Origin of the sequence: Brachybacterium sacelli (assembly GCF_017876545.1) — a bacterium.
Lineage (GTDB): Bacteria > Actinomycetota > Actinomycetes > Actinomycetales > Dermabacteraceae > Brachybacterium > Brachybacterium sacelli.
In genome coordinates this window covers 13,719-34,408 of sequence record NZ_JAGIOD010000002.1, presented here as the reverse complement: position 1 = coordinate 34,408, position 20,690 = coordinate 13,719, and the positions used below count along the sequence as shown (strand labels likewise).

Here is a 20,690-nt window from a genome sequence, read left to right as displayed (position 1 = left end):
CGTCGCGTCGCGTCAGCGCCCCAGCAGCAGCGTCCGTTCGCCGAGGGTGACGAGCGCCCGGCCGTCCCCGACGCCGCGCACGCCGCGCACCTCACCGGTCACCACCGCGTCCGCGGTGACGGTGCCGGTCCCGGCGTCGACGACCCGCAGGCGCTGCGCTCCTCGCGGCTGCAGGGAGCGGGTGCGCGAAGCGGGATCGAGCACCACGGCGGTGTCGGCCTCGAGCGTGCCGTGCACCGGAGCGTCGGGAGCCGACAGCGGCAGGGTCCAGGTGTTCGTGCCGTCGGCGGTGTCGTAGGCGACCAGCTGCCCGGAGGTGTTGGCCAGGACCATCCGGGAGCCGTCGATCCCGAGCCGCGCCGTGGCGTCGACGGCCTCGTCCAGCGCGCCCGCCCCGGGCTCGGTCCACGCCGCCCGGAGCTCGGAGGCGACGATCTCGCCGGCCGTGTCCGTCCCCTCCTCGGTGCCGGTGGCGAGCACCCGGCCCTGGTCCATCCGCACGCTCCACCGTCCCGCCGGTGACGGCTCCGAGGTCCACAGCACCTCCCCGCGCACGTGCGCGGTGGCCGTGAGGGCCCCGTCGGCCGCGGAGCAGACGGTGAGGACGACGGGGTCGTCGGTCCGCGGGGCCCGGCCGGTCACCGCGAGCCGGCACCGCTGGTCCGCCTCGGCCAGCACCTTCCCGACGGGGAACCCGGTGGCCGGGTCGAGCTGGAACCAGCCCTGGGCGGGGTCGAAGCGCAGCGGCACCGCGGGCAGCACCCCGCTCGCGCGCACGGCGTCGAGCGGCCCCGCCGCCGCCTCCGGCATCGCCGTCAGCTCGACACCGGCGGGGTCGATACCCCGGGCCTCGTCCTCGCCGGGGGCGGAGACGGTCCACCGAGGCCGCTCCGGGTCGGTGAGGTCATAGCCGCTGAGGGTGCACGTCCCGGCGCCGGCCTCGTCGCACTGCCGCACCACCAGCAGGTCCCCCGCCAGGGCGAGCGGGATCCCCTCGACGCCGACCTCCTCCGCGCCGGGGTCGGTCACGGCGGCGACGGTGGTCCCGCCGCCGCCGACCGTGATCACCCGGGTGCCGTCGGCGGAGAGCGCCACCACGTCCTCGGGGGCCGCGGGGACGGCGACCGGCTGCCCCTGCTGCGGCAGCAGCTGCGCCGAGCCGTCGGCGCGCCGCACGAGCACCGGAGCCCCGGCGGCGGGCACGGAATGCACGTCGTCCCCCTCGCCGAGCGCCGGCACGTTCGCCGAGGCGGCGTCCGCCGGCGGTGGGACGCGGGTGGCGATCACGGCGGGCACGGTGAGGGCCAGGGCGACGGCGAGCGCCAGCGTCCCCGCGAGCAGGCGGCGCAGGCGCCGGCTCCCACGGGCGCCGAGCAGCGCGAGCAGCAGCAGTCCGACTCCGGCACCGGTCAGGATCCCGGCGGCCAGGCGCAGCGCCCCGATCAGGAACTGCTCGCCCACCAGCGCGGCGATGCCGGCGAGACAGAGCAGCACGACGGCCAGTCCGATCGCGGTGGTGGCCCCCGAGGCCTCGGACTCCTCGCTCATCGCGCGCTCACCGCGGGGAGCCGTAGTACGCGCCGGTCGTCTCCTCCCGCAGCGCCTCGAAGTCGCCGCTGAGCAGGGAGGCACGGATCCGGTCCACGAGGCGCACCACGAAACGCTCGTTGTGGATCGTGCACAGGGTGGAGGAGAGCATCTCCTTGGCGCGGAACAGGTGGTGGACGTACGCAGCGGTGTAGTGGGTGCAGGTGTAGCAGTCGCAGGTCTCGTCGATCGGGGCGAACTGCCGGCGGTACCTCGAGCCGGTGAGGTTCACGCGCCCGGTGGCGGTGTACACGGCGCTGTTGCGCGCCACCCGGGAGGGGGAGACGCAGTCGAAGGTGTCCGCCCCGGCGGCGACCGCGACGAACAGGTCGTCGACCTCGCTGATGCCTAGCAGGTGGCGGGGCCGGTCCTCGGGCAGCTCATCGGTCACCCAGCCGACGATGGTGCCGAGGTTCTCCTTCTCCAACGCCCCACCGACGCCGAATCCGTCGAAGACCTGCCCGTCGACGTCCATCGCGCCGAGGTCCCGGGCGGCCCGACGGCGCAGGTCCTCGTACTGGGCGCCCTGGATGACGCCCCACAGCTGCTGGTAGGGCCGGTGGCTGCGCTCGGCGGTGAGGCGGGTGTGCTCCGCCAGGCAGCGCATCGCCCACAGCCGGGTGCGCTCGAGCGCCTGCTCCTGGTACCCCCGCGAGTTCATCAGGGTGGTCAGCTCATCGAAGGCGAACATGATGTCCGCCCCCAGCCCGTGCTGGATCTGCATGGAGATCTCGGGCGTGAAGCGGTGCTCGTCACCGTTGATGATGGAGCGGAAGGTGACGCCGTCGTCGTCGACGTGCGCGAGGCGCTCCTTGCCCTCGGCCACCGCGTCGTCCTCCCCGGAGGAGGTGCGGGCCTTCTCCCCGCCGGAGAACTCGCTGGAGAGCACCTTCTTGAAGCCCGCGCCCAGGCTCATCACCTGGAAACCGCCGGAATCGGTGACGGTAGGGCCGGGCCAGTTCATGAACGCCCCGAGCCCGCCGGCCGAGTCCACCAGGTCGTGGCCGGGCTGGAGGTAGAGGTGGTACGCATTGGCCAGGAGCACCTGCGCCCCCAGCTCTCTCATCGACTCCGGCAGCACCGCCTTGACCGTGGCCTTGGTCCCCACGGGCACGAAGGCGGGCGTGGCGATCTGTCCGTGCGGAGTGGCGACCACACCGGCGCGGGCCTTGTCCCCGGCCCGGGCGAGGATCTCGAAGCCCGTCTCCGACGGTGCAGGGGCGGCGGAGGGGTCGGCACTCTGAGCGGTCACCGGCCCATGATCCCATGACCCCGCCCGCCGTCCGCGGTGCCGGCCCTCTCCGCATCCACCTCGATCCACTAGGATCCAGCGCAGCACCGCGAGGGCGGCATGGCTCCCGCCTTTCCGCGGCAGGGCCGACAGCGACGGGAGGGGACCACGATCAGCTCGCCCAGTGATCCCCCCTCCCCGCGCTCCGGATCCTCCCGCGGCGGCCGACGGGCGCGGTCGCTGAGCGGGGAGGAGCTCGCCCGCGAGCGCGCTCTCGCGCGCGCCTCCGCCTGGGAGCAGCCGGGCGACGACCTCGAGGACTGGACCCAGGACACCGAGCCGGCGCCTCCCGCCCGTCCCCGCCTGGCGGCGTGGACCGCAGGTGCCCTGCCGTCGACCGCCTCCTCCCTCGACGACTGGCTGCAGGGCCCGAGGGAGGCCCGCGCCGAGCGGGAGGCGGAGGACGCCTGGTCCACCGCCGGCTCGGTCTCGGCCGGCGCCGCGCCGGCCGGGACCGGCGGGGCCCGCGTCACCGAGGAGGGAGCCCCGCCGCGCGTCGGGCCCGCCTTCCGCCACGAGCTGCACGGTCTGCGCGCGGTCGCCCTGGGCCTGGTCGCGATCTACCACATCTGGTTCGGACGGGTCTCGGGCGGCGTCGACGTCTTCCTGTTCCTCTCGGCCTTCTTCCTCACCGGCACCTTCGTACGCCGGCTGGAGAGCGGGCGGCCCCTCGGGGTGCCTCGCTACTGGTTGCACACCTTCAAACGCCTGATGCCGCCCGCGGCGGTGACGATCCTGCTGACCCTGGCCGGGACGGCCGCCTTCCTGCCCTCCTCGCTGTGGCCCGCGGTGATGCAGGAGGCGGTGGCCTCGGCCGCCTACCTGCAGAACGCGCTGCTGGTGTTCCTGCAGGTCGACTACCACGCCCGCGACGCCGGCGGTGCCTCCCCGCTGCAGCACTTCTGGTCCCTCAGCGTGCAGGGGCAGGCCTTCGTGGTGTGGCCCCTGCTGTTCCTGCTCATGGTGCGCCGCGCACGAGCGGGCCGGAACGTGCGCCGCCCGCTCTCCGTGCTCCTGCTCGTCCTCGGCGCGGCCTCGCTGACCTGGTCGATCATCAGCACCGGGACCCAGCAGCAGGTCGCCTACTTCGACACCGCCGCCCGGCTGTGGGAGTTCGCCGCCGGCTCCCTGCTCGCCCTCGCCCTGCCGGCGATCGACCGCCTCACGGGCGCTCGTCGACCCGAGGAGGGCCAGGTCCCGCAGCTGCGCACGGGGCGCGCCCTGATCGGGTGGGCGGGCATCGGCGCGCTGCTGGCCTGCGGCATCGTGCTGGACGTGTCGACCATGTTCCCCGGCTGGATCGCGAGCGTGCCGCTGGCCGCCGCCGGCGCCGTGGTGATCGCCGGCCACTCCGGACGCCGCTGGGGCGTGGACGCCCTGCTGTCGACGCGGCCGGCCGCGTTCGTCGGGGACATCTCCTACGCCCTCTACCTGGTGCACTGGCCGGTGCTGGTGATGTGGCTGCACCACAGCGGCCGCCAGCGCGCCGGGCTGCTCGACGGTCTCGTGATCCTGGTCGGCTCGGTGCTGCTGGCCTGGCTGATCACCCGCGCGGTCGACGCGCCGGTGCGCCGCTCGGTCTGGCTCGAGGCCCGTCCGCGCCGGGCGCTGACCGCGGTCGCGGCGAGCTTCGCCCTGGTGGCCGCCGCCGCGGGCGGCTGGTGGATCGGCCTCACCCGCGCCGAGCCCCCGACGCCTGTCGCCGCCGCGCAGGAGCCGGCCACCCAGGAGGCGGCCACGGAGGTCGCCACCGAGGCCCCGCGCGAGATCCTCCCCCACGGCTGGCAGCTCGGCTCGCAGTGGCCGGACCTGCCCGAGCGCTGCGGCGGCCCCTGGGCCCCGGCGGAGGACTTCCACCACGTCAACTGCCAGCAGCTGCTGCCCGCAGACGCCACCGCGAAGGGGACGATCGTGGTGGTCGGCAGCTCGCACGCCCGGCAGTTCATCCCCGCCCTGATCCCGTACGCGAGCGCGCACGACCTCCAGATCGTGAACCTCTCCATGGACGCCTGCGGATTCACCACCGAGGTGGAGGCCAGCCCGTACTGCCGCGGATACGACCAGTACGTCCTGGACTACGTCGAGGCCCACTCCCCCGAGCTGGTGCTGACCACCGTCACCCTGACCGGGCTCGGCGCGGACGAGACGGTGCCCGCGGGCACCGAGGCGGCGGTCCGTGCGCTGCTGGAGCGGGACGCCCACGTGATCGGCGTGCGCGACACCCCGCGCTGGGAGCAGGACCAGTTCGCCTGCGCGGAGGCGGTGATCGAGGGCGGCGGCGCCCCCTCCGACGCCGATGCGGCCTGCGGGGCCGACGCCGAGAAGAAGCTGGCGCCCGAGAATCCCGCCGCCGGCCTCGCCGAGCTGCCCGGGGCGGAGGACGCACTGGCCCTGATCGATCTGAGCGGAACGATCTGCCCCCACGGACGGTGCTCACCGATCCTCGGGGAGACCTCCGTCTACATGGACGACAACCATCTCACCCGGACCTTCGTCGAGACCGTCCTCGTCGGCCCGATGACCGAGGAGCTCGACGAGCGTTTCCCGGCCCCCACCGCATGACAGGATGAGCAGATATGTGGACCGACGTGATCCCCGGGGTGGCCGTCGCCCTCGCGATGTTCGTGGTGCCAGGAGCGTCAGTCCTCCTGTGCTGCCGCGTGTCATGGCCGACGGCGCTGGTCGCCGCGCCGCCCATGTCCCTCGCCCTCCTCGCCGTCTCGACTCTCCTGGCGGCCCTCCTCGGCTCTGACTGGGGGCTGGTCTGGCTGATCGGGACCACAGTGCTCGGGATCGGGATCTGCGCGCTGTGGTCCTGGGCGACGCCCTGGGGCCGACGCATCCCGCGCTGGTCGCCGCTGTCGGCCGCGGCCGCCGGACAGTACCTGGTAGGCCAGGTCATCGCCCTGGTGTTCCTGGTGCCGCTGTATCTGACGGCCTTCGTCGAGCCGACCACGATCGCCCAGCGGTACGACAACGCGTTCCACCTCAACGCCATCGAGGCGATCATCCGCACCGGTGAGGCGACCCCCTTCGACACCGGGCAGCTGCTGCGCGGCTCCGTGTACCCCAACAGCTGGCACACCGCCGCCGCGCTGGTGCAGGAGCTCAGCGGGATCGGGCTCGCCCAGAGCGTCCACGCCCTGGCCCTGGTGACGGTGCTCGGCGTCTGGCCGTTGTCGATGTGGCTGCTGGTCGAGGTGCTGGTGCGACCCGGGGCGATCGCCCGCCTGGTCACCGGCCCGCTGTCCCTCGCCTTCGCCGGCTTCCCCCTGGTGCTGCTGGACTGGGGGCTGGTGTACCCGACGATCCTCGCTCTCGCGGCCGCTCCCGCCCTGGCGGCGGCGGTCATCCATCTCGCGATCGACCACGAGCTGCTCGCGGCCCCGGTGCGGATCGCCGCGATCATCGGGGCGATGGGCATCGGCGTGGGCATCGCCCATCCGGGGGCCGCACTGGCCGCGCTGATCCTCGCGCTGCCGATCGCACTCCTCACCCTGGTGCGCCACCTGGACCGCTCGGTGCTGCGCTCCCTGCGCCGGCCCACCAGCAGCACCTCGCGCCATGCCTCCTCGGGATCCTCCCTGCGGAGCATCCCCGCGGGGGACCTCGCCCGCACCGCCGTGCTGGCGGTGGTGGTGGCAGGCATCGTGGCGGTGTGGGCGACGATGGCCCCGACCACCGACACCGCCCCGTGGACAGCCTTCCAGTCCACGCCGCAGGCCCTCGGTGAGGCCTTCCTGGGCGGGGCCATGGGCCGCTACACGCTCCCGGTGATCGTCGTGCTCAGCGCGCTGGGACTGCTCGGCGCCCTGCTCGGCCGCGGCCGAGACCGCCTGGTGCTGCTCGCGATGCTGGGCCCGGTCGCGGTCTACTGGGCCTCCTCGGCCGCGCAGGACGCGACCTGGCGCAATCTGCTCTCGGGCTTCCTCTACCGCGACAACTACCGCACCGCCGCGGCGCTCACCCTGGCGGCCGTGCCACTGGTCGTGGCCGGTGCCGAGCTGATCGTGCGGGGTCTGCGGCGCGCCCACGCGGCCTGGCGGGCGCGCCGGGACGGTGACGAGGCCACCCCGGCCGGGGGGCCTGCCAAGCTGCCGGCCGCGGCCGCACTCGTGGTCGGGGTGCTGGCCTCGACCGCGCTGTCCTGGCACATCTCCTCGGACCCGCAGGTCCGGGAGCGCTTCACGGACGCGGCCGACGCCTATCGCACCTGGGAGATCGCCGACCTCGTCTCGGGGACGGAGTTCGAGATGTTCGAGGACCTGCCCGAGCACGTCCCCGAGGACGGGTACGTCGTCACCGATCCGTGGGAGGGCGGCGGGCTGGCCTACGCCCTCGGCGACCGCGAGGTCTCCCGGATCTACATGACCGTCAAGCGCACCGACGAGGAGGCCTACCTCGACCGCCACTTCGCGGACATCGCCTCGGATCCTCGGATCTGCGACACCCTCCCGGAGGATCGGCCCCTGTACTACCTGGACCTGGAGGAGCACCGGCTCGGCGGCAACGAGATCGAGGACTCGGGATACCTGGGCTTCGCGGGCATCACCGAGGACACTCCCGGCTTCGAGCTCGTCCATGAGCTCGGGGACACCCGCCTGTACGAGATCACCGCCTGCTGAGGTGATGGTTCAATGAGCGGGTGACTTCGTTCTCCGCAGCCGCCCCCTCGCCCCGCGCCCGCACCACCGCCCTGGACCTCGGGGACTTCGTCACCGCTTCCCCCTCGAGCTTCCACGCCGTCCGCGAGAGCGCTCGCCGGCTCGCCGCCGCCGGTTTCACCGAGTTGGACGAGACCGCCCGCTGGGAGGCGGGGGACGTCGCCGGGGACCGCTATGTCCTCCGCGACGGTTCCCTGATCGCCTGGTCCGCCCCGGAGGGCGCCGAGGCCGCCACGCCTTGGCGCGTCGTCGGCTCCCACACCGACTCGCCCGCCCTGAAGCTCAAGCCGAACCCGGAGCTCGGCGCCGAGGGCCTGGCCCAGGTGGGCGTCGAGATCTACGGCGGCCCGCTGCTGAACTCCTGGCTGGACCGCGAGCTGCGCCTGGCCGGCCGGCTCGCCCTGGCCGACGGCACCACCGTCCTGGTGGAGACCCCCGGGATCCTGCGCATCCCGCAGCTCGCGGTGCACCTGGACCGCGCGGTGAACCAGGACGGGCTGCGCCTGGACCCGCAGCGCCATCTGCAGCCGATCCTCGGTCTCGGCGACACCGACGTCCTCGAGCTGCTGGCTGTGCGGGCCGGCGTCGCCGCCGAGGACGTCGTCGGCTTCGACGTGGTCACGGTCGATTCCCAGCCCCCGGCGCTGTTCGGCGCCCACGAGGAGTTCCTGGCCTCCGGTCGCCTCGACAATCTCTCCTCCGTCCACGCCGAGCTGCAGGCGCTGATCGCCGTCGCCGCGGAGGACCGGGCAGCGGATCCCGCCCCGATCGCGTTGATGGTCGCCAACGACCACGAGGAGGTCGGTTCGGCCTCCCGCTCCGGGGCCGGCGGTCCCTTCCTCGAGGACGTGCTGGTGCGGATGCACGCGGCCCTCGGCGGCGACGAGGCCTCGCGGCGGCAGGCCCTGGCCTCCTCGATGGTGCTGTCGGCCGATGCCGGCCACGCCGCCCACCCCAACTATCCCGAGCGCCACGATCCCGTGACCCGCCCCCGCCTCGGCGACGGGCCGATGCTGAAGATCAACGCCCAGCAGCGGTACGCGACCGACGCGGTGGGGATCGCCGCCTTCGTGGCCGCCTGCGAGAGCGCCGGGGTGCCCCACCAGACCTTCGTCTCGAACAACGCCATGCCCTGCGGGTCCACCATCGGACCGATCACCGCGACCCGCCTGGGGATGACCACGGTCGACGTCGGCCTCACGCTGCTGTCGATGCACTCCGCCCGGGAGATGTGCGCGACCGCGGACCCGCTCCTGCTGCAGCAGGCCTGCACCGCGTTCCTGCGCGGCTGACGGGGCCCGCTCTTCGATGGTCCTCGACGCCACGACGCCCTCCCCGGCTGCCGGGGCGGACCGCGCCGCGACCCATGCCGGCCGGTTCCGGCCGGAGCTGCACGGGCTGCGCGGCCTCGCGATCGGCCTCGTCGTCCTCTACCACGTGTGGTTCGACCGGGTCTCCGGCGGCGTCGACGTCTTCTTGTTCATCTCCTCGTTCCTGCTGGTCGGCACCTTCCTGCGGATCATCGACCGGGGCGGGCCGACCCGGCCCCTCGCCTACTGGGCCCGCACCTTCAAGCGCCTGCTGCCGCCGACCGCGGTGGTCTCCCTGGCGACCCTCGCCGGTGTGTACGCGATCCTGCCGCCGCAGCGCTGGCTGCCCGCCCTCACCGACGCGGCCGGCTCCCTGCTGCACGTGCAGAACTGGGTGCTGATCCGGCGCGGGGTGGACTACTACGCGGCCGATGAGGCCGGGCCCTCGGCCTTCCAGCATTTCTGGTCGCTGTCCATCCAGGGGCAGGTGTTCCTGGCCTGGCCGCTGCTGATCGCCCTGGCGGTGGTGGTGGCGCGGCTGCTGGGCCGTCCGGTGCGCGGCGTGCTCGCCGTCGTGTTCGCCGCGGTGATGGTGGCCTCCTTCGTCTGGTCGGTGTACTCGACCGCCACCCAGCAGCAGATCGCCTATTTCGACACCTTCGCCCGCCTGTGGGAGTTCGCCGCCGGCAGCCTGCTGGGCCTGGCCCTGCCCTGGTGGGAGGCTCGCAGCGCCGCCCGCCGGGCCGGGCGCGGCCGGCGCCGCGCGGAGGCCCCCGTGCCCGTGGCGCCGCGGGTGGTGGCCGGGTGGCTGGGCATCGCGGGACTGGTCTCCTGCGGGCTGCTGATCGACGTGGAGGGGGCCTTCCCCGGCTGGATCGCGATCTGGCCGCTGGCCGCCGCGGCCCTGGTGCTCGTCGTCGGCACCACCGGGCACCGTCTGGCCGTGGACCGCCTGCTCGCGACGGGCCCCGCGAAGGTGCTCGGGGACATCTCCTACGGTCTGTACCTGGTGCACTGGCCGCTGCTGACCCTGTACCTGGCCCACACCGGGAAGGAGCGCGCCGGACTGCTCGACGGCCTCGTGCTGATCCTGGCCTCCTTGGTGACGGCCTGGCTGCTGACCCGGCTCGTGGACACGCCGATCCGGCGCTGGCCCTGGGCGGGCGCCCGGGCGCGGCGCTCCGGTCTGGTCGCCGTGGTCGTCCTGGTGCTCGGCCTCGCCCCGGTGCTCGGCGCCCAGCAGTACCTGCTGGCCGGCCAGCGCGCGGCGGAGGCCCAGGCCGCGAGCGACAATCCCGGTGCCCGGGTCCTCGCCCCGGACTTCGAGCCCGCCCCCGACGCGGATCCGTCCGCCGCCGTGATCCCCACCGAGGCACTGGTCGCGGACGACTGGGTCAGCGCGGAGGAGGAGTGCACGGGCGAGCTCGCGCCCACCGGATCGGAGACCGAGCAGCTCGGAGCGATCTGCCGCGTCGCGCCGGGGGCGAGCGAGGACTCCCCCGTGCTCGTGAGCGTCGGGGACTCCCGCATGGAGCAGTTCTCCGGGTCCCTGATCGCACTCGCGGAGCGCGAGGGCTGGACCCTGGTGACACTGTGGAGGGGCGGGTGCACCTTCGCCCCGGACGCCGAGATCAGCTCGGACTGCGACGCCTTCTCCCGCGCCTCCGCGGACTACCTCGAGCGGGTCGATCCCGAGGCCGTGGCGCTGGCGACCACCGCCTTCGGTCGCGACGGCACCGAATCGCTCACCCCGGGGATGGACACCACCCTGCCCCGGATCACCGGACGCGGGACGACGGCGCTGGCGGTGCGCGCTCTGCCGCGCCTGAGGACCGACCCCACCGCGTGCGCGGCCGAGCACGGCGCCGACTCCGACCGCTGCGAGCTCCCACTGCCCGAGCCGTTGACGGCCGAGCGGCCCGACGCCGAGCTGCTCGCGACGGCCGAGGACGCGGCCGTGCCGGTCGACCCCAACCCGCTGGTCTGCCCGGAGGGAACGTGCTCCCCGGTCATCGGCAGGGTGCGGGTCTTCCTCGACGGCGACCACCTCACCGGCACCTACGCCACCTCGATGCAGGACGGTGTGGACGACCAGCTCGCCGAGAGCGGATTCCGCTGGTGAGCGACCCTCACATCCCCTCGACGCTGCGACGCGCGATCTCCTCGACCGCGGCCCGGGCGGCACGAGCCCGCGTCACGGCCTGATGGTCGGGGCCGTGCTCGCGCTGGGCGTCCTTGAGCAGCTCCTCGGCCTGGTAGAACGCGTCCTCGAGGTGCCTGGCCTCGGCCGTGGCCTCGGCGAGCTCGGCCCGCAGCTCGATCGCCTCCGGGGTGAGGGACTGCCCGGACTCGAGGAGGTCGAGCAGACGACGGGTGGCGTCGTGGACGCGCTGCTGCGGGGTGCTCATCATGGATCCGATCCTACGGTTCGTCCCGGCCCGCCTCCATCCGCTCCCGGGCAGTAGTCTGAACAGGTCATGGAGATCAATCCCTACGAGTCGCGTCTGCGCATGCTGCAGCAGATCGACGGGGTGCAGATGCAGCGCGAGGCGACCCCGGACGAGGAGACCGCCGGCTGTCCGGGCTGCCCGTACTTCTGGACCTGCCCGGTCCCGCACCGCGGTGAGGAGGTCGCCGCTCCGCAGGAGGAGCCGACGGACCTCGGGAGCGTTCTCGGTCCGCGCCGCGACTATCGTCCGCGCGACGAGTCGGACGTCGGCTGGACCGACGAGTGGGTGGACGAGGACGGGCTGCGGATCGAGGAGCCGTCGACGGAGCCGGCCGTGGAGAGCGTCGCCGACCCCGCGGAGCGCGATCGTCCTGCCCGGCGATGGGGCCTGTTCAGGCGTCGGGGCTGATCCGCCCGGTCCCCCCGGGGCCGAATCCGACGGGGCACTGCCCTTCGCGCAGCGCGGCCCGGGCGAGGGTCGAGGCCGGGACCGCCTCCCGGGGTGCGGCGTCGGCGCCGAGCGCGCGGCCGGTCAGCCGCGGCGGCACCGTGCGGTCCACCCGCATCCAGCCGGCGGGGGCGATGTCCTCGGACTCCGGCGTCTCCTCGGCTTCCCTCCCGGAGGAGATGTCGATCCCGAAGATGGTGTGGAAGGCCTCGACGTAGGCGTCGGCGAAGCCGGTCTCGGCCAGGTGCCGGGCCCGCTCGGCAGGCTGATGCATCACCTTGGCGAGGATCTTGCGCACGCTGCGTTCGAGCACGTCGGCGGTCTCCCCGGAGACGTCGCGGCGCAGCCGGTCGACCTCGTCGTCGGCGGCGTCGGCGACCTCGCGGCGCATGGCGGCCATCGCGGGGTCGATGCGGCGCACCTCCTGCTGCACGCGGAAGGCCTCGACGGTCTCCTCGACGATCTCGCGCGCCGCAGTCAGTGCCGGATCGTCGGTCGCCTCGACCCCGACCTTGAGGTCGGTCAGGCCGAGGACGCTCACGCCTTTGAGGTGGCGCACCAGCGGGTGCAGGTCGGAGTGCAGGGCGAGGTCGAGGACGACGGTGCGTCCGGCGCCGAGGAACTGCTCGGGGAACAGCGAGGTGCCGCGACCGGAGCAGGCCAGCACGAGGTCGGCCGCGCGCAGCGCGTGATCGAGATCCTCGGCGGCGACGACCTCGGCGCCGTGGCGCTCGGCGAAGCCGGCGGCGCGCCCCGAGGGCGAGAACACGCGCAGATCGGAGAGGCCGCGGCGGGCCAGTTCGGCCAGGCCCAGGCGCGCGTAGGCGCCGGTGCCGACGATGAGCGCGGTGCGCCCCTCGAAGCCGCCGAGCTCGAGACCGGCCCGGTCCACCGCGACCGCCGCGCCGGAGCGTCCGGCGGCGCCGACGGGGGCCTGGGTGGCGACCCGCTTCGCACAGCGGAACGCGTGCTGGAAGAGGTCGTGGAGCATGGAGGTGGTGCGCCCGTCGCGACGGGCGCTCTCGTAGGACTGGCGCACCTGACCGGCGATCTCGGCCTCGCCGATCACCAGGGAGCGCAGCCCGGAGGTGACCTCGTAGAGGTGCTGCGGGACGGGCACGTCCATCGCGGCGTCGAAGCACAGCGAGACCACGTCCCGCTCGAGGCCGCTGGTGCGGGCGACCGCGTCGATCACCAGGTCGACGCCTTCGTGGAAGCGGTCGGTGTCGAGGTACACCTCGAGACGGTTGCAGGTGCTGACCACGACCTGGCCGGCCACCACCGGGGCGGCACCGATCTCGCGCGCCCGTGCGGTCTGCAGCTCGTCGATCGCCTGGGGCAGGGTGCCGGCGCCCCGCGTGAGGGCGTCCAGCACCTCGAGGTCGAGGTGCTCGTGGGTGGCACGGAGAGCGGCGAGCATGATCGCAGTCTAGGCCCGCCCGCGGCGCGTCCGCCGCCCATCGGTCGTCCCTCCGCGACGGCTGGGTCGACCTTTCGGGAAGCATGTGCACAATGGGTGCGTCATGACACCGAACAGCATGTCAGAGCTACCTTTTGCCGACATCGCGTCAGATCCTTCGCGACGCGTGTCAGAACCCGGGATCGCCGCAGGCCCGGACGGTGGCAGCACCCCTGACGACTCCGCCGCGGCCGCGCCTTCACCCTCCCCGTCCCCCTCCGGGTCGGCCCCCGCGAGTGCCTCCGCGCTGCCGGAGGGGCACCCCGCCACGCGCCCCGTCGCCGCCGGCGGTGTGGCCGACGCCTCGCTCCTGCGGGAGCTCAGAGGTGACCGAGCAGACACCCCCAGCGTGTGGTTCATGCGACAGGCCGGACGCTCCCTTCCCGAGTACCGGTCCCTGCGCGAGGGCACCACGATGCTCGATTCCTGCGTGCGCCCCGACATGGCCGCCGAGATCACCCTCCAGCCCGTGCGCCGCCACCGCGTGGACGCGGGCATCTTCTTCTCCGACATCGTGGTCCCCGCGCGCCTGGCGGGGCTCGGCGTGGAGATCAGGCCCGGCGTCGGGCCCGTCTTCGATCACCCGATCCGCACCGAGGCCGACGTCGACGCCCTGCCCCCGCTCGGCGACGACTACGACGCCGCGCTCGAGCCGATCCGCGAGGCCGTGCGCCTCACCGTCGACGAACTCGCCACCACGCCGCTGATCGGTTTCGCCGGCGCCCCCTTCACGGTGGCCAGCTACATGGTCGAGGGCGGTCCCAGCCGGGACCACCTGCGCACCCGCGCGCTCATGCGCTCGCGTCCCGAGGTGTGGGACCGCCTGGCCGCCTGGGTCGCCGAGCTCTCGGGTCGCTTCCTGCGCGCCCAGGTGCTCGCCGGGGCGTCCGCGGTGCAGCTGTTCGACTCCTGGGTGGGGGCGCTCGGCGCCGAGATGTACACCGGACACGTCCGGCCCCACTCGGCCGCCGCCCTCGCCCGCGTGGCCGACCTGCCCGTGCCGCGCATCCACTTCGGGGTGGGCGCGGCGCACCTGCTGCCGCCGATGCTCGAGGCCGGGGCGACCGTGATGGGTGTGGACCACCGCCTGCGCCTGGACCGGGCGCTCGAGGTCCTCCCCGCCGGCACCCCGATCCAGGGCAACATCGACCCGGCCGTGCTGTTCACCTCCGAGCCGGCCCGTCACGAGGAGGCCCGCGCCGTGCTGGCAGCCGGCGCCCGGGCCAGCGGCCACGTGGTCAACCTCGGTCACGGCGTGCCTCCGGACACCGATCCGCAGGTCCTGACCGACCTGGTCAGCTTCCTCCACGAGCAGCGCGTCCCGCGGGCATGAGTGAACGCACCCTCGTCGTCGGCGGCGGCCTCGCCGGGCTGCTCGCCGCACGACGTCATCAGCGCGCCGGCCGCCGGGTGGTGCTCCTCGAGTCCGGTACGACCGCCGGCGGGGCGATCGCGGCGACCGAGCTCACGGAAGCCGCGGGCCTCGCGCTGAACGCGGGCGCCGAGGCGTATGCGACCGGCTCCGGCGCGGTCGACGCTCTGGTGGAGGAGCTGGGGCTGGCCGATCGCGTCGTCTCCCCCCGCGAGGGACTGGGCAGCCGTGTTGTCTCCGACGCCGGTGTGCACCGCGCCCCGGGCGGCTCGCTGCTGGGCGTCCCCGGCCGTCCGCTGGCCGCCGACGTCCGTGCGGTGCTCGGTACCCGGGCCGCCCTTCGTGCGAGCCTCGAACGATTCCTGCCGGCCGCCGTCGGCTCCCGCCCCGGTGCCACGGTCGCCGAGGTGGTCACCCGGCGTCTGGGCCCGGCCGTGCTGGAGCGCCTGGTGGCCCCGATCGTCGGCGGGGTCCACTCCGCCGATCCCGCGACGGTCGAGTTCGCGGCCGCCTCCCCCCAGCTGGCGGCCGGGCTGGCCGAGCACGGCTCGCTGACCGGGGCCGTGCGGCGACTGCGCGGCGGCAGCACCGCCACTGCCGGCAGTGCCGGCACCCGCGTGCACTCCCTCACCCCCACGATGGCCGCGCTCCCCGAGGCGCTGCAGGAGCGGATCCTCGGCGCCGGCGGCATCCTCCGCACCGGTGTGCGGGTCGAGACGGTCGACCGGACCGACGACGGCTGGGTCATCAGCACCGACGGCGGCGAGAGCCTCACGGCGGACCGCCTGGTCCTCGCCTGCCCGCCCGACACCGCCCGCACGCTGCTGGCCGATGCGGCGCCGACGATCGCCGAGGCCGTGCCGCAGGCCCCGTCGGCCGCGGTGCGACTGGTCGCCCTGGTGCTCGACGCCCCGGCGCTGGACGCCTTCCCCTCCGGCACCGGAGCCCTGGTCGCGCCCGGCACCGCCGGGATCCGCGCGAAGGCCCTGACCCATGCCAGCGCCAAGTGGGAGCACGTCCGGCACCTGGCCCGCGAGGCCCTCCCGTCGGCTGCGAGCCCGCACGTGGTGCGGCTGTCCTACGGCCGTCCCGGGGAGGAGCTGCCGCCGCGGGAGGACATCGTCGATCTTGCCCTCGCCGACGCCTCCCGGATCCTCGGCACCGTCCTCGGCCGTGAGCACCTGCGCGACGCGCGCGTGATCGACTGGGACCGTGCCATGCGGCAGGCCCTCCCCGGGCACCGCGCCGCCCTCGACGCCCTCGGCGGGCTGCTCGCCGCCGAGTCGTTCGCGGGCACCCTCGAACTCGTCGGCTCCTGGCGGGCCGGCACCGGCATCGACGCGATCGTCCGCGCCGACTCATCCACCACGGAAGGACCCCGCTCATGACCTCTCCCGAAGAGCTCGCGAAGAACACCCGCTACACCAGCTACACCGTCTTCCGCCGGATCTCCGGGCTGACGGAGGACGGCGAGGTCACCGCGGAGCAGATCACCGCCGCGCTCGGCGACGTCACCGCGCTGATGGAAGCCGAGGGAGCCGAGATCCTGGGCTTCTACGACGTCTCCGGCTTCCGGGCCGAGGACGACCTGATGCTGTGGCTCGCCGCCGACGCGCCCGAGGCGCTGCAGTCCGCGCTGCGCGAGTTCGAGAACTCCCTGCCCGGGACCTGGCTGAACCGCGAGTGGGCCTCCGTCGGCGTACACCGGATGGCGGAGTTCGCCCGCGCCCACGTGCCCTCCTTCATGGTGCCCAGCGCCGAGCGCAAGCAGTGGATCACCGTCTACCCCTTCGTGCGCAGCTACGAGTGGTACCTGCTGCCCGAGGACGAGCGCAATCGGATGCTGCGCGAGCACGGCCTGCTGGGACGCGACTTCCCGCAGGTCAATGCCAACACGGTGGCCGCCTTCGCGCTCGGCGACTACGAGTGGCTGCTGTCCTTCGAGGCGGACGATCTCCACGACCTGGTCGACATGATGCGCCACCTGCGCTACTCCGATGCCCGTCTGCACGTGCGCGACGAGCTGCCCTTCCACACCGGTCGTCGCCTCCCCGCCCTCGACGACGTCGCCGCCCTGCTCGCCTGAGCACCCGAGACCCCACCCCGTCCACGGAGGACATTCTTCGATGACCACCACCCAGTACGACGCGATCCTGTTCGCCTCCTTCGGCGGCCCCGAGGGGCAGGACGACGTGATCCCGTTCCTGCGCAACGTCACGGCCGGACGCGGCGTGCCCGATGAGCGCCTCGAACAGGTCGCCGGCCACTACCGCGCCCTCGGCGGCCGCTCCCCCATCACCGCGCAGAACCGCGCGATGATCGCGGCGCTCGAGACCGAGCTCGACGCCCGCGAGATCGACCTGCCGATCTACTTCGGCAACCGCAACTGGGAGCCGTACACGGCCGAGGCGATCTCCTCTCTCCACGCCGGCGGCCACCGTCGCGTGCTCGCCCTGATCACCAGCGCCTACTCCTCCTACTCGGGCTGTCGCCAGTACCGCGAGGACTTCGCGCGCCGGCTCGACGAGGCAGGTCTGCTGGAGGAGATCACCATCGAGAAGTCCCGCTCCTACTTCAACCACCCGGGCTTCCTGGCTCCGATGGTCGACGGGGTGCGGGCGGCGCTGAACGACCTCGAGCGCGCCGGGCACGACACCGACCAGGTGCGAGTGCTGTTCTCGACCCACTCGATCCCCACTGCGATGAACGACGCCTCCGGGCCCGTCGCCCCGGACCAGGCGACCGCCGGCGACTGGTACGTGCAGCAGCATCTGGCCGCCTGCCGCTACGTCATGGACCAGCTGCACGACGACCTGCCCGTGACGCCCCAGTGGGAGCTGGTCTACCAGTCCCGCTCGGGCTCCCCGCGCACCCCGTGGCTCGAGCCCGACGTCAACGACGTCATCGAGCGGGTCGCCGAGGACGATTCCGCCGAGGCGGTGGTCGTGGTGCCGATCGGTTTCGTCAGCGACCACGTCGAGGTGATCTGGGACCTGGACACCGAGGCGAAGGAGACCGCCGAGGAGAACCAGCTGGCCTTCCGCCGCGTGGCGACCGCCGGCACCGATCCACGCTTCATCGCCGCGCTCGCGGACATCGTCGCCGAGCACCTCGATCCCGGGCGCGAGCGGGTGGCGGTCACCGAGCTCGGGGCGGTCGAGGACGTGTGCGGCCACAACTGCTGCCAGGTCGCTGCGGACACCGCGGTGCCGGCCGGGGAGAGCGTGGACACCCTCCCGGAGATCGCGGCCCACCTGCGCGAGCGGGAGGCGGCCACGGCGGGAGCGCCCTCATGACGGCCGGCCTGGCCCCGCTCCGGATCGGCACCCGCGCCTCTTCGTTGGCCCTGACCCAGTCGGGGCAGGTGGGCGAGGCACTGGTCGAGGGCACCGGCCGTGAGGTCGAGCTGGTGCACGTGAGCACGCACGGCGACGTCGACCGCACCAGCCCGCTCGCGCAGATCGGCGGCACCGGCGTGTTCGTCACCGCCGTGCGTCAGGCCCTGCTGGACGAGAAGGTCGACGTGGTCGTCCATTCCTGCAAGGACCTGCCCACCGCGTCGCTGAAGGACATCCGCCTGGCGTGCATCCCGCCGCGGGAGGACCCGCGCGACGCCCTCTGCGCCCGCGACGGGCTGACCCTCGACCGGCTCCCCGAGGGCGCGAGCGTCGGCACCGGCTCCCCGCGCCGGGCCGCGCAGCTGCTGCGCGCCCGCCCGGACCTGGACGTACGGGCCATCCGCGGCAATGTCGAGACCCGCCTGGCGCGGGCCCTCGGCGAGGACGCGGACCTCGACGCCGTGGTGCTGGCCGCCTCCGGCCTGCAGCGCGTGGGCCGCGACGCGGTGATCAGCCAGCTGCTGCCGGTGGAGATCATGCTCCCCGCCCCGGCCCAGGGCGCCCTCGCCGTCGAGGCCACGGTCGCCGCGCTCGACGGCACCACGCCGGACACCGCCCCGGCCTGGTTCGGAGCGCGGATGGCCGCGGTCGACGATCCCGTCACCCGCGCCGCGGTCACCGCCGAACGGGCCCTGCTGCGGGCCCTGGAGGCGGGCTGCTCCGCCCCGGTCGGGGCCTACGGGGAGATCCTCGAGGGCGAGCTGCAGCTGCGGGCGCTCGCGATCCGGCCCGACGGCTCCCACGTGGTCGAGGGGTCGGCGCGCGTCGCCTTCGATCCGGACGAGGACCCGGCCTCGGGCGTCGGATCGCTGCCCTTCCGGCTCGGCACCGAGCTCGCCGCGGACCTGCTCGAGCGCGGCGCCGGCCAGATCCTGGCCGAGGCGAAGGCCTGATGAGCGCGCCGATGCCGACGACGCGCCGGCCCGTCCTGGTCACCCGACCGGCCGGGCGCGCGGACGCCCTGGTGAACCTGCTCGAGGAGCAGGGCCTGGTCGTCGAGCATCGGCCGCTGGTCCGCCTCACGCTCGAGGACAGCTCGGAGCTGACCGCGGCGTGCGGGCACCTCGCCGCCGGTGCGTACACGCACCTGGTGATCACCTCCCGCACCGCGGTCGAGGCGCTGCTGGCGGCCCTCCCGCCGGGAGCGCCGCGCCTCGACGTCCCGGCGACCACCCGGGTTCTCGCCGTCGGCGCCGGCACCGCCGAGGCCCTCTCCGCCGCCGGCGCCCCGGCCGACCTGGTCGCAGCGGGCTCCGGTGCGGCGCTCGTGGAGGCGATGCCCCCGGCCGACGGGGAGACCGCGGTCCTGTTCCCGGCGTCGGCCGCCGCGTCCCCGACCGTGCCCGAAGGGCTCGCCGCGAAGGGCTACCGCCTCGACCGGGTCACCGCGTACCGTCCGGAGCTGCTCCCCCTGCCCGCCGCGACCGCCACGGCCCTGCGCAGCGGTGGCCACGCCGCGATCGTGCTGACCAGTCCGATGATCGCCCGCGCCGCGGCCGGGACCGGCGTGCACGCCTCGACCGCCGTGGTCACGATAGGCACGCCCACCGAGGAGGCTGCCCGCACGGCCGGGCTCCTCACCACCGTCCAGGCCGACGAACCCACCGACGAGGCGCTCGTCCGCGCGGTGCTGACCGCCCTCGACTCTCCCCATCCCTGCGTCCCAAGGAGCTCACCATGACCGTCCCGGACCCCCTCGGCCCCACCCCGATCGACCGCCCTCGTCGGCTGCGTTCGAGCGCGGCGATGCGCTCCCTGGTGCGCGAGCACACCCTGCGTCCGGCGGACCTGGTGCTGCCGATGTTCGTCCGTGAGGGCGCGCAGGAGAACACGCCGATCTCCTCCATGCCCGGCGTCCTCCAGCACACGATGGACTCCCTCGTGCGCGCCGCGACCGAGGCGACCGAGCGCGGCGTCGGCGGCGTGATGCTCTTCGGCGTGCCCCAGCACAAGGACGCCGTCGGCTCCGGCGCGACCGATCCGGACGGCATCCTCAACCAGGCTCTGGCCCGACTGCGCTCCGAGCTGGGCGATTCCACGGTGATCATGGCCGACCTGTGCCTGGACGAGTTCACCGACCACGGCCACTGCGGCGTGCTCGACGCCGATGGGCGCGTCGACAACGACGCCACGCTGGTGCGATACCGCGAGATGGCCCTGGCCCAGGCGGAGGCGGGCGCCCACCTGCTGGGGCCCTCGGGGATGATGGACGGTCAGATCGCCGCGATCCGCGAGGCGCTGGATGCGGCCGGGCACCTCGAGACCGCGATCTACGCCTACACGGCGAAGTACGCCTCGGCGTTCTACGGGCCCTTCCGCGAGGCCGTCGATTCCTCGCTGCAGGGCGATCGACGCACCTATCAGCAGGATCCCGCCAACGGCCGGGAGGCGCTGCGAGAGCTGGAGCTGGACGTGGCCGAGGGGGCCGACCTGGCGATGGTCAAGCCCGGCCTGCCCTACCTCGACGTGCTGCGGGAGGTGGCCGCGGCCTCTCCGGTGCCGGTGGGGGCCTACCAGGTCTCCGGGGAGTACGCGATGATCGAAGCGACCGCCGCGAACGGTTGGACCGACCGCGACCGCACCGTGCTGGAGTCCCTGCTGGCGTTCCGTCGCGCGGGGGCCTCGACCGTGCTGACCTACTACGCGAGCGAGGTCGCCGGGTGGTACCGGGAAGGGCTGCCCGCTCACCTGCGCGAATTCCAGTGACCCCCA

General features: G+C 74.0%; 16 protein-coding genes. 12 read left to right on the top strand and 4 right to left on the bottom strand.

Annotated elements, in window-relative coordinates; translation table 11 throughout:
• Window positions 1–12 precede the first annotated feature (12 nt).
• Together JOF43_RS14290 and tgt are read right to left on the bottom strand one after the other, a co-directional pair.
• The gene (locus JOF43_RS14290; RefSeq protein ID WP_209903380.1) at window positions 13–1,548 is read right to left on the bottom strand and encodes a PQQ-binding-like beta-propeller repeat protein; all 1,536 of its coding nucleotides are present in this window, start codon (window positions 1,546–1,548) and stop codon (window positions 13–15) included.
• Between the two features lie 7 nt (window positions 1,549–1,555).
• Window positions 1,556–2,839, bottom strand: a complete 1,284-nt coding sequence (gene tgt, locus JOF43_RS14285; protein ID WP_209903379.1) for a tRNA guanosine(34) transglycosylase Tgt — start codon at window positions 2,837–2,839, stop codon at window positions 1,556–1,558.
• A gap of 99 nt (window positions 2,840–2,938) precedes the next feature.
• On the opposite strand from tgt, the gene JOF43_RS14280 reads away from it, so the two are divergent.
• Genes JOF43_RS14280 through JOF43_RS14265 form a run of 4 tightly spaced genes read left to right on the top strand, consistent with a single transcriptional unit; the run spans window position 2,939 to window position 10,974 of the window.
• On the top strand, window positions 2,939–5,440 hold the full coding sequence (locus JOF43_RS14280; RefSeq protein ID WP_209903377.1) for an acyltransferase family protein: 2,502 nt from the start codon (window positions 2,939–2,941) through the stop codon (window positions 5,438–5,440).
• A 14-nt stretch (window positions 5,441–5,454) separates the two neighbouring features.
• Window positions 5,455–7,503, top strand: coding sequence for a DUF6541 family protein (locus JOF43_RS14275; protein WP_209903375.1), 2,049 nt, complete (start codon window positions 5,455–5,457; stop codon window positions 7,501–7,503).
• Window positions 7,504–7,523: 20 nt separating this feature from the next.
• The gene (locus tag JOF43_RS14270) at window positions 7,524–8,834 is read left to right on the top strand and encodes a M18 family aminopeptidase (RefSeq protein WP_209903373.1); all 1,311 of its coding nucleotides are present in this window, start codon (window positions 7,524–7,526) and stop codon (window positions 8,832–8,834) included.
• Window positions 8,835–8,850: 16 nt separating this feature from the next.
• Window positions 8,851–10,974 (top strand): acyltransferase family protein, encoded by a 2,124-nt coding sequence (locus JOF43_RS14265; protein WP_209903372.1) that lies wholly within the window; start codon window positions 8,851–8,853, stop codon window positions 10,972–10,974.
• Between the two features lie 7 nt (window positions 10,975–10,981).
• Here the strand turns inward: JOF43_RS14265 and JOF43_RS14260 are convergent, their stop codons facing one another.
• Window positions 10,982–11,263, bottom strand: coding sequence for a hypothetical protein (locus tag JOF43_RS14260; RefSeq protein ID WP_245354557.1), 282 nt, complete (start codon window positions 11,261–11,263; stop codon window positions 10,982–10,984).
• A gap of 66 nt (window positions 11,264–11,329) precedes the next feature.
• Between JOF43_RS14260 and JOF43_RS14255 the strand changes: the two genes are divergently transcribed.
• On the top strand, window positions 11,330–11,710 hold the full coding sequence (locus tag JOF43_RS14255; RefSeq protein ID WP_209903370.1) for a hypothetical protein: 381 nt from the start codon (window positions 11,330–11,332) through the stop codon (window positions 11,708–11,710).
• Here JOF43_RS14255 and JOF43_RS14250 read toward each other — a convergent pair.
• A complete protein-coding gene (locus tag JOF43_RS14250) occupies window positions 11,694–13,169 on the bottom strand; it encodes a glutamyl-tRNA reductase (RefSeq protein WP_209903368.1) in 1,476 nt (491 codons plus the stop codon). The genes JOF43_RS14255 and JOF43_RS14250 overlap by 17 nt on opposite strands.
• Window positions 13,170–13,500: 331 nt before the next feature.
• Between JOF43_RS14250 and hemE the strand changes: the two genes are divergently transcribed.
• Genes hemE through hemB form a run of 7 tightly spaced genes read left to right on the top strand, consistent with a single transcriptional unit; the run spans window position 13,501 to window position 20,684 of the window.
• A complete protein-coding gene (gene hemE / locus JOF43_RS14245; RefSeq protein WP_209905320.1) occupies window positions 13,501–14,541 on the top strand; it encodes a uroporphyrinogen decarboxylase in 1,041 nt (346 codons plus the stop codon).
• A complete protein-coding gene (gene hemG / locus JOF43_RS14240) occupies window positions 14,538–15,968 on the top strand; it encodes a protoporphyrinogen oxidase (protein WP_209903367.1) in 1,431 nt (476 codons plus the stop codon). Before hemE ends, hemG begins: the two co-directional genes overlap by 4 nt.
• Window positions 15,965–16,666 carry a hydrogen peroxide-dependent heme synthase gene (gene hemQ, locus JOF43_RS14235; RefSeq protein WP_209903365.1) on the top strand — a complete coding sequence of 234 codons (702 nt, stop codon included), beginning with the start codon at window positions 15,965–15,967 and terminating at the stop codon, window positions 16,664–16,666. Before hemG ends, hemQ begins: the two co-directional genes overlap by 4 nt.
• Window positions 16,667–16,706: 40 nt before the next feature.
• Window positions 16,707–17,876 carry a ferrochelatase gene (locus tag JOF43_RS14230; RefSeq protein ID WP_209903363.1) on the top strand — a complete coding sequence of 390 codons (1,170 nt, stop codon included), beginning with the start codon at window positions 16,707–16,709 and terminating at the stop codon, window positions 17,874–17,876.
• Window positions 17,873–18,871: a hydroxymethylbilane synthase gene (gene hemC, locus JOF43_RS14225; protein WP_209903361.1), complete on the top strand. Its 999-nt coding sequence runs from the start codon at window positions 17,873–17,875 to the stop codon at window positions 18,869–18,871. The genes JOF43_RS14230 and hemC overlap by 4 nt, the downstream gene beginning before the upstream one ends.
• 11 nt (window positions 18,872–18,882) lie before the next feature.
• Window positions 18,883–19,659, top strand: coding sequence for a uroporphyrinogen-III synthase (locus JOF43_RS14220; protein WP_209903359.1), 777 nt, complete (start codon window positions 18,883–18,885; stop codon window positions 19,657–19,659).
• Window positions 19,656–20,684: a porphobilinogen synthase gene (gene hemB, locus JOF43_RS14215; protein WP_209903356.1), complete on the top strand. Its 1,029-nt coding sequence runs from the start codon at window positions 19,656–19,658 to the stop codon at window positions 20,682–20,684. The genes JOF43_RS14220 and hemB overlap by 4 nt, the downstream gene beginning before the upstream one ends.
• Window positions 20,685–20,690: the final 6 nt, after the last annotated feature.

Bases quoted from the DNA above. Each gene is read 5' to 3' on its own strand.
- JOF43_RS14290 (WP_209903380.1), bottom strand. From the start codon at position 1,548: ATGAGCGAGGAGTCCGAGGCCTCGGGGGCCACCACCGCGATCGGACTG.
- JOF43_RS14280 (WP_209903377.1), top strand. From the start codon at position 2,939: ATGGCTCCCGCCTTTCCGCGGCAGGGCCGACAGCGACGGGAGGGGACC.
- JOF43_RS14275 (WP_209903375.1), top strand. From the start codon at position 5,455: ATGTGGACCGACGTGATCCCCGGGGTGGCCGTCGCCCTCGCGATGTTC.
- JOF43_RS14265 (WP_209903372.1), top strand. From the start codon at position 8,851: ATGGTCCTCGACGCCACGACGCCCTCCCCGGCTGCCGGGGCGGACCGC.
- JOF43_RS14260 (WP_245354557.1), bottom strand. From the start codon at position 11,263: ATGATGAGCACCCCGCAGCAGCGCGTCCACGACGCCACCCGTCGTCTG.
- JOF43_RS14255 (WP_209903370.1), top strand. From the start codon at position 11,330: ATGGAGATCAATCCCTACGAGTCGCGTCTGCGCATGCTGCAGCAGATC.
- JOF43_RS14250 (WP_209903368.1), bottom strand. From the start codon at position 13,169: ATGCTCGCCGCTCTCCGTGCCACCCACGAGCACCTCGACCTCGAGGTG.
- hemG (WP_209903367.1), top strand. From the start codon at position 14,538: ATGAGTGAACGCACCCTCGTCGTCGGCGGCGGCCTCGCCGGGCTGCTC.
- hemQ (WP_209903365.1), top strand. From the start codon at position 15,965: ATGACCTCTCCCGAAGAGCTCGCGAAGAACACCCGCTACACCAGCTAC.
- JOF43_RS14230 (WP_209903363.1), top strand. From the start codon at position 16,707: ATGACCACCACCCAGTACGACGCGATCCTGTTCGCCTCCTTCGGCGGC.
- hemC (WP_209903361.1), top strand. From the start codon at position 17,873: ATGACGGCCGGCCTGGCCCCGCTCCGGATCGGCACCCGCGCCTCTTCG.
- JOF43_RS14220 (WP_209903359.1), top strand. From the start codon at position 18,883: ATGCCGACGACGCGCCGGCCCGTCCTGGTCACCCGACCGGCCGGGCGC.
- hemB (WP_209903356.1), top strand. From the start codon at position 19,656: ATGACCGTCCCGGACCCCCTCGGCCCCACCCCGATCGACCGCCCTCGT.